This is a genomic window from Desulfovibrio sp. TomC (genome assembly GCF_000801335.2).
In the GTDB taxonomy this organism is placed as follows: Bacteria; Desulfobacterota; Desulfovibrionia; order Desulfovibrionales; family Desulfovibrionaceae; genus Solidesulfovibrio.
In genome coordinates this window covers 110,506-124,079 of the sequence record NZ_JSEH01000012.1, presented here as the reverse complement: position 1 = coordinate 124,079, position 13,574 = coordinate 110,506, and the positions used below count along the sequence as shown (strand labels likewise).

At 63.2% G+C, this 13,574-nt stretch carries 12 protein-coding genes; all 12 read right to left on the bottom strand.

The features are described 5' to 3' along the window. Positions 1 to 27: 27 nt before the first annotated feature. A complete protein-coding gene (locus NY78_RS13150; RefSeq protein WP_043636720.1) occupies positions 28 to 1,359 on the bottom strand; it encodes a sigma-54-dependent transcriptional regulator in 1,332 nt (443 codons plus the stop codon). Further along, the gene (locus NY78_RS13145) at positions 1,352 to 2,785 is read right to left on the bottom strand and encodes a two-component system sensor histidine kinase NtrB (protein ID WP_082140002.1); all 1,434 of its coding nucleotides are present in this window, start codon (positions 2,783 to 2,785) and stop codon (positions 1,352 to 1,354) included. Before NY78_RS13145 ends, NY78_RS13150 begins: the two co-directional genes overlap by 8 nt. A gap of 24 nt (positions 2,786 to 2,809) precedes the next feature. Further along, complete coding sequence (locus NY78_RS13140; RefSeq protein ID WP_043636717.1) at positions 2,810 to 3,655, bottom strand: hypothetical protein; 846 nt, start codon at positions 3,653 to 3,655, stop codon at positions 2,810 to 2,812. A gap of 113 nt (positions 3,656 to 3,768) precedes the next feature. Next, positions 3,769 to 4,260 (bottom strand): ferritin-like domain-containing protein, encoded by a 492-nt coding sequence (locus tag NY78_RS13135; RefSeq protein ID WP_043636711.1) that lies wholly within the window; start codon positions 4,258 to 4,260, stop codon positions 3,769 to 3,771. Between the two features lie 110 nt (positions 4,261 to 4,370). Beyond that, a complete protein-coding gene (locus NY78_RS13130; protein ID WP_043636710.1) occupies positions 4,371 to 5,207 on the bottom strand; it encodes an FAD/NAD(P)-binding protein in 837 nt (278 codons plus the stop codon). A gap of 10 nt (positions 5,208 to 5,217) precedes the next feature. Continuing rightward, the gene (locus tag NY78_RS13125) at positions 5,218 to 6,261 is read right to left on the bottom strand and encodes a 4Fe-4S dicluster domain-containing protein (protein WP_043636704.1); all 1,044 of its coding nucleotides are present in this window, start codon (positions 6,259 to 6,261) and stop codon (positions 5,218 to 5,220) included. Beyond that, positions 6,261 to 7,232, bottom strand: a complete 972-nt coding sequence (locus tag NY78_RS13120) for a 4Fe-4S dicluster domain-containing protein (RefSeq protein ID WP_043636703.1) — start codon at positions 7,230 to 7,232, stop codon at positions 6,261 to 6,263. The genes NY78_RS13125 and NY78_RS13120 overlap by 1 nt, the downstream gene beginning before the upstream one ends. Then, positions 7,219 to 7,707 (bottom strand): hydrogenase iron-sulfur subunit, encoded by a 489-nt coding sequence (locus NY78_RS13115; RefSeq protein ID WP_043636702.1) that lies wholly within the window; start codon positions 7,705 to 7,707, stop codon positions 7,219 to 7,221. The genes NY78_RS13120 and NY78_RS13115 overlap by 14 nt, the downstream gene beginning before the upstream one ends. Further along, a complete protein-coding gene (locus tag NY78_RS13110; RefSeq protein WP_043636701.1) occupies positions 7,695 to 9,653 on the bottom strand; it encodes a CoB--CoM heterodisulfide reductase iron-sulfur subunit A family protein in 1,959 nt (652 codons plus the stop codon). Before NY78_RS13110 ends, NY78_RS13115 begins: the two co-directional genes overlap by 13 nt. A 20-nt stretch (positions 9,654 to 9,673) precedes the next feature. Then, positions 9,674 to 10,555, bottom strand: a complete 882-nt coding sequence (locus NY78_RS13105) for a CoB--CoM heterodisulfide reductase iron-sulfur subunit B family protein (protein ID WP_043636700.1) — start codon at positions 10,553 to 10,555, stop codon at positions 9,674 to 9,676. After that, positions 10,552 to 11,112: a 4Fe-4S dicluster domain-containing protein gene (locus NY78_RS13100; RefSeq protein WP_043636695.1), complete on the bottom strand. Its 561-nt coding sequence runs from the start codon at positions 11,110 to 11,112 to the stop codon at positions 10,552 to 10,554. Before NY78_RS13100 ends, NY78_RS13105 begins: the two co-directional genes overlap by 4 nt. 498 nt (positions 11,113 to 11,610) lie before the next feature. Beyond that, the gene (locus tag NY78_RS13095) at positions 11,611 to 12,792 is read right to left on the bottom strand and encodes an iron-containing alcohol dehydrogenase (protein ID WP_043636692.1); all 1,182 of its coding nucleotides are present in this window, start codon (positions 12,790 to 12,792) and stop codon (positions 11,611 to 11,613) included. Positions 12,793 to 13,574: the final 782 nt, after the last annotated feature.

Sequence of the window (13,574 nt, the reverse complement as noted above, 5' to 3'; positions counted from 1 at the left end):
CGCCAGAGGGGCGTCGCCGGCAACGCCCTAAAAGAGATTGTACTGGCGGATTTTGCGGTAGAGCGTCTTGCGACAGATGCCAAGGGCCTCGGCCGCCAGGGAGCGGTTGTTGTCGTAGAAATTGAGGACCTTGGTGATGTGCTCCTGCTCCTTGGCCTCCAGGGTCAGGATTTCTTCCTCGGCCCGGGCCGGTTCCAGGAATTCGCGCGGCAGGGCATGTTCGGTAATGAGGCTGTTTTCCGACAGGATGATGGAGCGTTCCATGACGTTTCGCAGTTCGCGCACATTGCCCGGCCAGTCATAGCCGGTCAGGCATTTCATGGCCCGGTCGGAAATGCGAAACGGGGCCTGTCCGGCGGTGAGGCGCGACAGGAAAAATTCCACCAACAGCGGGATGTCCTCGCGGCGTTCCCGCAGCGACGGCATCTCGATATTAAAGACGTTGATGCGGTGGAAAAGCGCCTCGTGAAAGCGGCCCTCGGCCACTTCCTTGACCAGCTCGCGGTTGGTGGCAAAGACCAGCCGGATATCCACCCGGCGCTCTTCTTTTTCCCCCACCCGGCGGTAGGTCTTGTTTTCGAGCACCCGGAGCAGGGCCGCCTGGACCTCGATGGGCAGTTCGCCGATTTCGTCAAGAAACAGCGTTCCCTTGTTGGCAAAGGCCATGAAACCTTCGCTGTTCTCCACTGCGCCGGTAAAGGAACCGCGCAGATGCCCAAAGAGCTCGCTGCGGGCCAGTTCTTTTTGGAGGGTGGCGCAGTTCTTGATAAAAAACGGTTTGTCCGCCCGTTTGGACAGGGTCTGGATCAGGTGGGCGGCCACTTCCTTGCCAGCTCCGGATTCGCCGGTAATGAGGACCGGCACTTCGGTCGGGGCGACTTTTTCGATGAGGTAGCGCACCTGCTTGATGGCCGGAGAATTGCCGACCAGCTGCACCGGCGGGGTCTGGCCCTGGAAATGGCGCAGGCGGCGGTTTTCCCGGCGCAGATAGGTGCGCTGGTAGGCGCGTTCGATCAGCAATTCCAGTTCGGCCAGATTAAAGGGCTTGGTCACGTAGTCAAAGGCCCCGAGTTTCATGGCCTCGACCGCGGTGTCGATGGCCCCGTGCCCGGTGATGAGGATGGTTTCCAAATCTTCCTGTCGCTGGCGCAGTTCGACCATGAGCTCCAGGCCGTTGGCATCGGGCAGGCGGATGTCCAGGACAGCCACCTCGTATTCGTTTTTAGCCAGCAATTCCTTGGCCTCCCGGGCCGAGGCCGCCACATGGACGGCCCGGGCCGGGGTGGTCAGTTCCTTGAGCAGGAGCTTGCCGATGGACGGTTCGTCGTCGACCACAAGGACACAATAAGAACTATTCACTGGGATGCCCGCTATCCAGGGGGAGTTTCACGGTAAAGTGCGTGCCAATGCCGACTTCGCTGGCCACTTCGATGACCCCGTGGTGTTCGCGCACGATGCTGTAGCAGGTGGAAAGGCCGATGCCCAGACCCTTGCCCACGGGCTTGGTCGTGAAAAAGGGGTTGAAAAGCTTGTCCATATTCTCCGGCGGGATCCCGCGTCCGGTGTCTTCCACCGAGAGGTTGACGGTGTTGTCGTTTTCCGGATGCGTGGTGATGGTGATTTCGCCGTCGCCCTCCACGGCGTCCATGGAGTTGACGAGCAAGTTGAGCAGGACCTGCTTGAGCTGGGCCTCGTCGCCGGGCACGGTGGGCAGGCCCTGGTGGATGTTGACGGTGAGGCGCAGGCCGGCGGCGGCGCATTCGTCCAGGCGGCGCTTTAAGATATTGAGCGTGTCAACGACCACTTCGTTTAAGCTGACCGGCGAAAAGGCCAGGGTGTGCGGCCGGGAAAAGGACAGCATGGAACGCACGATGTCGCGGCAGCGGCGGCATTCCATGAGGATGGTTTCGGTGTATTCGGCCACGTCGTCGTAGAGTTCGCCGTCAACGGCCGACTCGATGGACGGCAGGCGGCGGCGGATGCCCTCGGCCAGCCCGTACACCGCCGTCAGGGGGTTGTTGATTTCGTGGGCCACGCCGGCGGCCAGCATCCCGATGGTGGCCATTTTTTCGGCCTGATAATAGTTGGCCTGGTATTCGTGCTCCATGGTCACATCGCGCTTGAAGATGAGGATGCGCGATTCCGGGCTGTCGGGATTGTGGATGGGCGAAGCCACCATTTCAAAGCGCCGGGCCACGCCGTGGATTTTAAAGGTGCCCATGCAGCGGCAAACGGCATTGGAGCGGAACGAGCGATGGGCCGGGCATTCGGGGCAGGGCTTGGCGCTTTGCCGGAACAGTTTGTAGCAGTGCTGCCCTTCGGGGCGGGGCACGTCGAAGAGTTCGTGAAAGACGTGGTTGACGGAAATAATACGCAGGTCCTTGGTGAGCACCATCATGATGTCGGTGATGCCGTCGAGGATGGCGGCAATCTCCTGGCGGCGCAATTCCGATTCCTGGTGGGCGTCCTTGAGTTCCTCCACCTTCTGGCGCAGTTCCTGATAAAACCCGAGCTTGCTGTGCTCGATGCCGATCAGGTCTTCCAGAGACGGAGGTTGGGGCAGGGCATCGCCGGTGTGGGGTTCCAGGGAACGTCTGGGCAAGGGGGTCCGCAACCGCGAGGGCGTCATGAACGATTCACGGCCGTCGCGGGCCACGTCAAGGGTGAGCCGCCGAAACGGCATGGAGTGTCTGGAGCCGGGCAACAGCCGGTCCTGGACCCTGGTTATGGCCGGTTGGTCTGTTGCGTCCCGGGATTTTTCATCCCCTCCTGCTGCCGCAGACATGGTGCCGTCCATGGAAAACGGCCGCTATGACAGAAGCAGGCAGGCCGGTTCTTCGCCACGGGCCACGGGCCGGGAGACGATCAGCCGATCGGGACCGGCAGACTCTATGGCCGCAATGGCCCCGAGGTCCAGAAAATCCTGCAGGGCGGCCACTGCGCGGATGCGAAACGCGGCCATGGGCTGCCGGGTCAATCCCGAGAGGCGGCGCAGGGCGGCAAAATCCAGGCGCAGCGCGGCCGGACCGTGGGACAGAAAGGCAGCCAGCCACCGGGTGAAGCCGTCGCTGCCAAGGGGACCGCGGGCGGCCAGCAGGCGTTCGATGCGCTGGGCGTCGTCAAAGGCGGCCAACATCCGGGGGCTGACGTCCAGGGCGCACAGGCCGGCGGCCCGGTCGCACAGGAGCGTGTTGAGCAGGCGGACTTGCAGGACATAGCTGCCGGCAGCGTCTTCGATGTCGATGCGGGCGGCGGCCAGCCGCCACAGCGAGCGTTCCAGGCGTCTGGCGTCGAAACGCCGGGCCTTGGGCCGGATCAGGCGGGCCAGGTCGCGCAGGGCGAAGCGGGCCGAGCCCCGGGTCTGGCTGCGCCAGGCCAGGAGCAGACAGCCCAGAAAGGCGTCGAGGTCGTCCTGGTCCAGGCGTTCGCCGCTGGCGCGCAGGGTCGCGCCGGGCCAGCAGGCGGTAAGCGGCAGGTTTTCCTGCCAAAGCCTCGGAGAGCAGGTGCGGGCGGCAAACAGGTCCGAGGCCAACACGAGGCCAAGCAGACGGGCGGCCAACCCCTGTTCCAGGCCGTCGGCAGCCCGGGCTTCGGAGGCGCTGTCCAGGGGGCTGGTCAGGGTCATGGCGTCGAAGCCGATCTCATCGTGGTACATGGTCGTCTTCCCCCTGGCTCGAAGCGGTTGTCCCTGTCCGCGCGGGCAGGCCGGCGGCAGCGCCGGATTGCAGGAAACGGGGCGGCCGGCCGGCCGGCCGCCCCACGTGCGGGTTAGGCGTTGCGACGCAGGGTGGCGAGCATCCCGCGCAACTGGCGCAGGTGGCCGCGTTCCTCGTCGAGAACCTGCTTGACGATGCCGGACTCGGCCTCCGGCATAAGATCCATCATCTCCCGAAAGTAGAGGATGGTGTCTTTCTCGAAGCGCGAGGCCAGTTCGATGGCGGCAACGGCGTCGGCGGCGTCGGCCAGGTCTTTCTCGGGGGCTCCGCCGCAAAACAGCGCGTGGGAGTCGAGCAGGGCCTGGACATACTCCATGTATTCTTCCTCGTTGCTGCCGGCCGGGAGCTCGATCTTGTCGATGCGTCCGGCCATGCCCTCGAAGATGGCCAAGTGGCGGGCTTCCTCGCCGGCAAAGAATTCCAGGAACTTTTTGACGTCCGGATTCTTCGCGGCGGCAGCGGACTTGATGTAAACATTGCGGCCGCGACGCTCAATCTCAATGGCCGTGCCGACGATGTCGCTGGCGCTGAAAAAGCGTGCCATGTGCGTCTCCTTGTAAGATGCCTCCGGCGGCCGGGGGGGATCATCCCCCCCGGACCCCCTGGATGGGGGAGTGGGCACTCTCCCGGGCCTATGCGTCGTGCGCGATTTTTTTATAATTCGTTGGGCAGGGCCTTGAGCTGGGCGTAGGTGTACACCGGTCCGTCCACGCAGACGTAGCTCGTGCCGATGTTGCACCGGCCGCAGATGCCGATGCCGCATTTCATGCGTTTTTCCAAGGTGGTCAGAATCTGCTCATCCGGGAAGTTGAGCTTTTTGAGCGCTTCCAGGGTGAACTTGATCATGATCGGCGGACCGCAGGTGATGGCCACGCAGTTCTCGGCCGAAGGAGCCATTTCCAGGAGCACGTTGGGGATAAGGCCCACCTTGTGTTCCCAGCCGTCGGCCTCGCGGTCGATGGTCAGCGTGGTTTCGATATCCTTGCGCGAGGTCCACTCGGGCAGCTCGGCGGAAAAGGCCATGTCCAGCGGCGAACGCGCGCCGTAGAGCAGGCGGATCTTGCCGAAGTCGGCCCGGTTGTCGAGCATGTACAGGAACAGCGTGCGCAGCGGGGCCATGCCGATGCCGCCGCCGACGAACACGATGTCCTTGCCCTTCATGTCTTCGACCGGGAAGGGCTTGCCCAGGGGAGCCCGCACGCCGACCTTGTCGCCGGCCACGAGGTTGTGCAGCTTGGAAGTCACTTCGCCGGTGCGCATGACCGAGAACTGGAGGTAGTCCATGCGGGTGGGGGGCGAGTTGATGACAAAGGTGGATTCGCCGATGCCCGGGGCCGAGAGCTGCCCGACCTGGCCGGGTCCGAATTTGAACGCGGCCATCTTGGCTTCATCGTCGAAGCGCACCCGGAAGGTCATGATGTTATGCGTCTCCTGGACGGTCTCCAGGATGGTGGCCACTTCCGGCAGATAGGGATTGAACGGATCGGTCATCTGGACACCTCTAGGCCTTGGCCTTGGCGACGGCGTTTTGCACGATTTCGCGGATATCCACGGAAACCGGGCAGCTTTTCACGCACCGGCCGCAGCCGCAACAGGCGATCAACCCATCATGCAGGGTCGGATAATAGCTGAACTTGTGGCCAACGCGGTTTTTCAAGCGATGGGCCTTGGTCGGCCGGGGGTTGTGGCCCGAGGCTTCCAGGGTGAACTGGAAGTGCATGCAGGCGTCCCAGGAGCGCAGGCGCTTGCCGGCCAGGCCGGACCCTTCGTCGGTGATGGAGAAGCAGTAGCAGGTGGGGCACAGGTAGGTGCAGGCCCCGCAGCTGATGCATTTGTCCGACTGGTCGCGCCAGAACTCCATGTCGTCAAACCGCTCAAGCAACGCGGCCGGCGCATTGGCGATGTCCGGAGCCTCGCCCAGGGCCTCACGGGTCTTGGTCTTGACCGCTTCGGCCTCGGCCGTCTTGGCCGAGCCGTCGGTCAGGACCGGGCTGTCGAGAAACGGCGCGCCCTTGTCGCTGACCGCTTCGACCAGATAACCGCCCGCAACCGGGGTCAAAAGCAGGTCGGAACCGGCGGCGTCGGCCGGGCCGGACCCCACCCAGTGGCAAAAGCAGGTGTTTTCCACCGTGTCGCAGGCCATGGTGACAAACACCGTGGCTTCGCGGGCGGCGATGTAATACGGATCAGGGTACTTCTTGCCCATGTAGACGCGGTCGAAGATCAGGAATCCGCGTGCGCCGCAGGGTTTGGACCCGAAGACGACCGTGGGCTGGGCCTCGGTATGGGCTTCGAGGGTCAGGGTGGGTTTGACGTCCTCGCCTTCCTTGCCGCAGGCAAAGCTGAAAAGCTCCTGGCTGGCAGGGAAGATGGAACCCTTGGGCGGGGCGGTGGCGTCTGAGCCGAAGACCGGCGTTTTGGCCGGATCGTAGGCCCGAAACACCACGCTGCCGCCTTCCTCGACGGGGACGAGCACCCGGCGTTCGGCAGCCAGGGCCTTGAGCCACTCGGGGAGTTTTTCCCGGGAGATGTATTTGGCGGCCATTACCAGCCTCGCTCCTTGATGTTGTCTTCCTCGAGCTTGAACTGCAAAAGCGGCGGGATGGCAGCCACATCGACGCCGGCCTGGTAATCGAACAGGTCGTGGATGGTGCGGTTCAAATGCTTTTTCAGGGCCAAAACCGGAATATCCATGGGGCAGGCCCGCTGGCATTCGCCGCATTCCGTACAGCGCCCGGCCAAGTGCATGGCGTGGACGACCTGGAACATGAGCTTTTCCGTCGTCGAATCGTCCTGGGACAGCCAATGCGGTTCCCGGCTCTGGGCGATGCAGTGGTCGCGGCACACGCACATGGGGCAGGCATTGCGGCAGGCGTAGCAGCGGATGCAGCGGTCCATGTGGTAGCGCCAAAAGGCCATGCGGTCGGCCACGCTCATGGCGTCCAGGGCGTCGAGGTCGGCGTTGCCGCTCGGGCTGGCCGTAGGCTGCGGGGCCGGGTCGCCGACAAAGACGTCGGCCAGCACGGCGTTGGGGAACTGGCAGCGCAGGCACTTGTCGGCCGCCACGTCGGCCATGGCCATGGCCACGGTCTGGCCGCCGGCAGTGACTGCGACGGTCTTGCCGTCAGTGACCACCTTTTCGGCGTTGCCGGCCGAAACCCCGGCCGCAACCAGTTTGGCCTTGACCTTGGAGAGATCCACCACGCCGTCGCAGCCGGTGGAGAAGATCACGACGTTGTCGCGGTCAATGAGTTTTTCCTGAAGCAGTTCCACCACAGAGCGCGAATCGCAGCCCTTGACCACCACGCCGACCTTCTTGCCGGCCATGGTCGGCAGGTAGACGGCGGGGTTGTGGACATTGAGCGCGCCCCACTCGAGCTTGTCCACGTCGGCATCGCTTCGCATGAACAGCGGGGTGTTGTGCAGGGCGTCGTAGCCCTTTTGCCAACCGATGACGCATTCAAGGCCGGGCAGGGCCTCCTTGATGCGGGTTTTGAGTTCCTCAAGCCGCGACACGGTTGCCTCCTTGGCTGATGGCCCCGGCGACCTTGGCCAAAAGTTCCGGAGCCACGGCATCAAAGCGCGGCGCCGGTCCCAGGGCGTGAATCTGTTCAGTGAACACGGTCACCACTTTCTGCCACCGCTGGCCTTCCGAGGCCGAGACCCAGGTGTAGTCGAACCGGCCCGGGTCGATGCCGAGGATAGGCAGAAAGCGCTTGAGGACTTCCAGACGCCGACGGGCGTAGAAGTTGCCTTCGGCGTAGTGGCAGTCGCGCGGGTGGCAGCCGGAGACCAGCACGCCGTCAGCGCCGCCTATCAGGGTTTTGGCGATGAACAGGGGATCGATGCGGCCCGAGCAGGGCACGCGGATGATCCGCAGGTCGGTGGGCTGGTTGAAGCGTCCAACGCCTGCCGTATCCGCGCCGCCGTAGGAGCACCAGTTGCACAGGAATCCGACGATCCGCAGTTCCTTGCCGGTCAGGACTGGCATAAGGCGTTGACCTCCGCGAGGATTTGGTTGTCCGTGAAGTGCGACAGCTGGATAGCCCCCTGGGGACAGGTCGAGGTGCAGATGCCGCAGCCCTGGCACACGGTCTCGATGACCTCGGCCTTTTTCTGGCCCCGGAATTCGACTTCCTTGATGGCCTTGAACGGGCAGGTCATGATGCACTTGCCGCAACCCACGCAGCGCTTGATGTCCACGCGCGAGATCTGCGGGTCGCTTTCCAGCATGTCCTTGGAGAACAGGGCCAGCACCTTGGCGGCGGCGGCGCTGCCCTGGCCAACGGACTGGGGAATGTCCTTGGGGCCTTGGCAGGAACCGGCCAGATAGACGCCGGCGGTGTTGGTCTCCACGGGCTTCAATTTGGGATGGCTTTCCATGAAAAAGCCGTATTTGTCATACGAGATGCGCAGCTTTTCGGCCAGCTGCGGCGCGCCCTTGGCGGCTTCGGCTCCGGCGGCCAGGACGACTAAGTCGGCTTCGATCTCGACCTGGGTTCCGGCCAGGGTGTCGGCCCCGCGCACCATGAGCTTGTCGCCCTTGGGGTAGACCATGGCCACGCGGCCGCGGATGTAGCGCGCTCCGTATTCCTCCATGGCCCGGCGGGTGAACTCGTCGTACATTTTTCCGGGGGCGCGGATGTCCATGTAAAAGACATAGGACTGGGAATCGGGAATGTGGTCCTTGGTCAGGATGGTCTGCTTGGCCGTGTACATGCAGCAGAAACCGGAGCAGTAGGGGCGGTCGAGCGACTTGTCGCGCGAACCGACGCACTGGATGAACACGATGTTTTTCGGTTCCTTGCCGTCGGAGGGCCGCTTGATGTGGCCGCCGGTGGGACCGGAAGCCGACAGCAGGCGCTCGTATTGCAGGCCCGTGATGACGTCGGGGTAGCGGCCGCCGCCGTACTCGGCAATCTTGCTGATGTCGAAGAGGTCGTAGCCGGTGGCGGCGACGATGGCGCCCACGTCCTCGGTGACGATCTCATCGGTCATGTCGTAGCGGATGGCTCCGGTGGGACAGACCTTGGCGCACACGCCGCACTTGCCCTTGACGAACTGGCGGCAGGTGGTGGCGTCGATATAGGCCTTTTTCGGAATGGCCTGGGGAAACGGGATGTTGATCGAGGTGCTCGGCCCGATTTTCTCGTTGAAGGCATCGGGATTCTTCTTGCTCGGGCACTTCTCCATGCAGGCGCCGCAACCGGTGCACAGTTCCCAGTCCACGTAGGTGGCTTTTTTCTTCACCTGCACCTGGAAGTTGCCCACGTAGCCGCCGATGGAATCGACTTCGGAGTAGGCGTGCAGGGTGATGTTGGGATGCTGGGCCACGTCGACCATCTTGGGACCGAGGATGCAGCTCGAACAGTCGACCGTGGGAAAGGTCTTGTCGAGCTTGGCCATCTTGCCGCCAATCGACGAGTCGCGTTCGACCAGGACGACTTCGAGGCCGCCGTCGGCGCAGTCAAGGGCCGCCTGGATGCCGGCCACGCCGCCGCCGATGATCATCACGCGCTTGTTGACGGAGAACTTGCTGGGAATAAGCGGCGCGTCGCGTCGCAGTTTTTCCACGGCGATGCGCACCAGATCAACGGATTTGTTGGTATTGGCCTCGCGGTCCTTGCCGATCCAGGAGACGTGTTCCCGGATGTTGGCCATTTCGAACATGAAGCGGTTAAGACCCGCCCGTTCGACGGCCCGGCGGAACGTGGGCTCGTGCATGCGCGGGGTGCAGGAGGCCACCACCACGCCGGTGAGGTTCTTGTCTTTGATGGCCTGGATGATGCCGTCCTGGCCGGGTTCCGAGCAGGCGTACATGGTATCCGTGGCGTAGACGACCTCAGGAAAGTCCAGGGCTGCCTTGGCCACGGTCCCGGTATCGACCGTGCCTTCGATGTTGCTGCCGCAGTGGCAGACGAAAACGCCAATTCGCATTGCCTATGCTCCCTCGCCTGTTAGTCCGCGCCCGACAGGGCCTTGGAAAGGACCGGCCTCGGATCGACGTTGAGTTTGCCGAAACCGATTTCCCCATCCGGAATATTGAGCGCCACGCCCATGAGCTGGGTGAAGTAGGGCACCGGAATCCGGTAGTGTGTCCCCATGGCCCGGTTGACCTGACCTTGCCGGAGGTCGAGGTTCATCTGGCACAGGGGGCAGGCCACGGCGACCATGTCCGCGCCGACGCCGACAGCCGCTTCCAGCAGTTTGCCGGACAGCGCGGCCGTCACATCGGGCCGGGGAATGCCGTAGGAAGCGCCGCAGCATTCGACTTTGAGCGGGAAGGGAACGACTTCGGCTCCCAGGGCCGCCAGGATGTTGTCCATGGCCATGGGGTTTTCGCAGTCGTCAAAGGCCATAAGTTCGGGCGGCCGGTTCATGATGCAGCCGTAGTAGCAGGCGACTTTGAGGCCCTTTAAGGGCGTGCGCACGGCCGAGGCGATGGTCTCGACCCCGATGTTTTCCACCAGGGCCTGGAGCACGGAGATGGCATTGACGTCGCCGCCGTAGGGTTCGTCGAGGAGCTTGTCCACCTTGGCCTTAAACGGGGCGGCCTCGATACGGTGGTTGGCGGTGCGCAGGTTGGTCAGGCAGCTCGGGCAGGGCGTGGCCGCGGCTTTGAGCCCCATGCCGGAGACGAGCTGGAGGTTCCTGGCGGACAGGGCGGCGGACAGGGTGTGGTCCTTGGTGTGGGCCGGGGTGGAACCGCAGCAGCTCCAATCCGGAATGTCGACCAGGGACAACCCCAACGCGGCGCACACGGCCCGGGTGGAGGTGTCGTACTCCTTGGAGGTGCCCAGTCCCGAACACCCCGGGTAGTAGGCGATGGCTTCGCTCATGAGTTGGACTCCCTCTCAAAACGCTCGAAAATCCGGGCCACATGCTCTTTGCCCTGGATCTCGTGGGGCTTCATGGCGAGCTTGCCTTTGGGCAGGATTTTGGGGCCGAGGTCCATGTCGGTCCAGAACCGTCCGGTCTTGGCGACGTAGTTGATCAGAAGGCCCAGTTCGAAGACCCGGCCGTGGGCGCGCACGGAATCGAGGAAACTGTCCCAGAAGGTTTTGACCTGGGGCACGGCGGCCAGCCCTTCGCGGCGGGCCATGTGGCGCAGGACGTCCATGATGCAGGCCACGTCGATGTTGTTGGGACACCGGGTGGTACAGGATTCGCAGGTGGCGCAGAGCCAGATGGATTTGCTCGAGAGCACGGTCTTTTTTTGGCCGGCCTGGACGAGACGCATGATCTGACTGACGGGAATGTCGTAAACGAAGGTGTACGGACAGCCGGCCGTGCAGTTGCCGCACTGGTAGCACAGGCTGACTTTCTGACCGGACTCCTCCTCCACCCTGTGAACGAAGTCCTCGTCATAGTCGCGGGTGAGATTGATGATGTTCATTCGGTCCTATCCGGTTGACGTGAAAGGTGACGACACTATCGCAAGCGGAGCGTCCAGGAGCCCAGACCCCCCCGGCGGGCACGACGACCGCGGTCCGGGTGTGGATAGCACGGCGGTCAGGTGTTTACCACCCCGGACCGGGCGTCGAGCCTGGAGGAAATAGCTTCGTAAAAACGAGATGTTACGCCAAAAGTCGAAATTCTGTTGTGCGCTGACTTTGTGTCAAATTGGAACAAAGTCCGAAAAATCGGGCCGCCAGGGGCCGCATTTTAGGTCCATTGGGACACATTTTCGGCCAGATAATGCGTCCGTTAAGACATGACCGGGATCGCTGCCACGATCGGCGGCCATGGCGCTGTTGCCGTTTTTGTCAAGGATTGTCCGGTCCGGCCGGCCTGTCTGCGGGCGTGGGTGGTCCTGCCCGGGGACGCGGCGCGGTGTGGGGGCCGGTCATCAAAGGGGGGCCGATTGGCCCCCCTTTGCGCGAGTCCGCGTCCTTTACAGGGCGGCGGTGTAGATGTCGGTCACGTCCTTGTCGGTCGGGCAGCGGGGGTTGGTGAATCCGCAGGCGTCCTTCTGGGCGTTGCCGGTCATGGTCGGGATGTCGGAGGCCTTGACGTCCTTGCCGTACTTCTTGCCGAGGTCGATCAGGCCGGCCGGGATGCCGACGTCAGCGGACAGCTGGCGAATGGCCTTGAGGGCCAGTTCGGCGGCGTCGCGCGGGGCCAGGCCGGCGGTGTTTTCGCCCATGATCTCGGCCATGGCGGCGAACTTCTCAACCTTGGCGATCAGGTTGAACTTCTCGACATGGGGCAGCAGGATGGCGTTGCACTCGCCGTGCGGCAGGTCATAGAAGCCGCCGAGCTGGTGCGCCATGGCGTGGACGTGGCCCAGGGAGGCGTTGTTAAAGGCCATGCCGGCCAGGTACTGGGCGAAGCACATGCCTTCGCGGGCTTCGATGTCCTGTCCGTTGGCCACGGCCTTGCGCAGGTACTTGAAGATCAGCTTGAAGGCTTCGATGGCGCAGGCGTCGGTCATCGGGTTGGCGATGGTGGACACGAAGGCCTCGACGGCGTGGGTCAGAGCGTCCATGCCGGTGGCGGCGGTCAGCGCCGGGGGCATGCCAACCATCAGGACCGGGTCGTCAATGGCGATATGCGGGGTCACGCGCCAGTCGACGATGGCCATCTTCACGTGGCGGGACAGATCGGTGATGATGCAGAAACGGGTCATTTCGGAAGCGGTGCCGGCCGTGGTGTTGACGGCCAGGTACGGCATGAAGGACTTGGAGGACTTGTCCACGCCTTCGAAGTCATGGATCTTGCCGCCGTTGGAAACGACAAGGCCGATGCCCTTGCCGCAGTCGTGCGAGGAACCGCCGCCCAGGGTGATGAGGCTGTCGCAGCCGTTGGCCTTGTAAACTTCCACGCCCTTGTGGACGTTGGCGTCGGTCGGGTTGGGGATGGTTTCGTCGTAGACATGGTACTTCATGCCAGCGGCGTCGAGCAGGTCGGTGATCTGCTTGCAGATGCCGACCTTGACCACACCCTTGTCGGTGACGATCAACGGTTTGGAACCGCCCAGAGCCTTGATTTTCTCAGGGATCTGTTTGGAAGCGCCGATGCCGATGAGGGTCACGCTGGGAATGAAGAAACCGTAAACTTGCTCGCGAACAGCCATGGTGCCAACCTCACTGTGGTTAAGGTTATGTTTTTGCGAACGGACCCCAAACCTGATTTCCGTTTGGCGTAAGCGTAAACGCTGCCCTCATAGAGCAATTCCCGGGCCAAAACAGCGATCCATGTATTTCAACTAGTTAAAACGTCAGACCTTTTCCTCACGGGGGCAGTCTGGCCGATTGCGCACCGTCTGCGCCCGCCCCAGGCGACGGCGTCGACCAACCGGCCCGGACAAAACCAGCCAATTCCGGGGGTTGAAGAGTCTTGGACAACTTGTCCCACCATCCTCTCGGCATTGGGTAAAAAGGTTACAGCTTCGGCCCGTGGGGCGAGTTGTCCTCCGGCCGCTCCTCCTGGGTACAAAAAACAACCGTCATTTCGGGCTATTGGTTCGATTGTCGTCCCGTGGCCGGCAGAGGACAAAACGACACGGTGCCTGTTTGGGAGGGGCGGAAAGGCCTCTAAAGGCTTGCGGGAGCCCCCTGTGGGCTTGGGCGCAGGGGAAGGCAATCCTGGGTATGGCCGGCCCGGGGGCGATCCTGGCCGGAGGCCTGGGCTGCGCATTGACACGAAACCGCTGTTTGCCTATTTTGCCAAATATCAAAATCATGGCTGCCCTGGCTGCAAACCCTTTTCCGGAGTTGCCTTGTGACGAATCCCGTCGTTTGTGTCGGCGCTGAGCCTGTCCCCCAGGCTGGCGTCCCTGTCGCCAGTCTTGCCGACCCCTGCCGGTTGGCTCTTGCCGTGCGTCGTCCGAGTGTCGCCGCGGCGGCGGCTGCGCCC

Coding starts and splice junctions, on each gene's coding strand:
- NY78_RS13115 (WP_043636702.1), bottom strand. CDS start 7,707: ATGCCAGTCCTGACCGGCAAGGAACTGCGGATCGTCGGATTCCTGTGC.
- NY78_RS13125 (WP_043636704.1), bottom strand. CDS start 6,261: ATGGCCGCCAAATACATCTCCCGGGAAAAACTCCCCGAGTGGCTCAAG.
- NY78_RS13140 (WP_043636717.1), bottom strand. CDS start 3,655: ATGTACCACGATGAGATCGGCTTCGACGCCATGACCCTGACCAGCCCC.
- NY78_RS13095 (WP_043636692.1), bottom strand. CDS start 12,792: ATGGCTGTTCGCGAGCAAGTTTACGGTTTCTTCATTCCCAGCGTGACC.
- NY78_RS13100 (WP_043636695.1), bottom strand. CDS start 11,112: ATGAACATCATCAATCTCACCCGCGACTATGACGAGGACTTCGTTCAC.
- NY78_RS13145 (WP_082140002.1), bottom strand. CDS start 2,785: ATGTCTGCGGCAGCAGGAGGGGATGAAAAATCCCGGGACGCAACAGAC.
- NY78_RS13110 (WP_043636701.1), bottom strand. CDS start 9,653: ATGCGAATTGGCGTTTTCGTCTGCCACTGCGGCAGCAACATCGAAGGC.
- NY78_RS13135 (WP_043636711.1), bottom strand. CDS start 4,260: ATGGCACGCTTTTTCAGCGCCAGCGACATCGTCGGCACGGCCATTGAG.
- NY78_RS13105 (WP_043636700.1), bottom strand. CDS start 10,555: ATGAGCGAAGCCATCGCCTACTACCCGGGGTGTTCGGGACTGGGCACC.
- NY78_RS13130 (WP_043636710.1), bottom strand. CDS start 5,207: ATGACCGATCCGTTCAATCCCTATCTGCCGGAAGTGGCCACCATCCTG.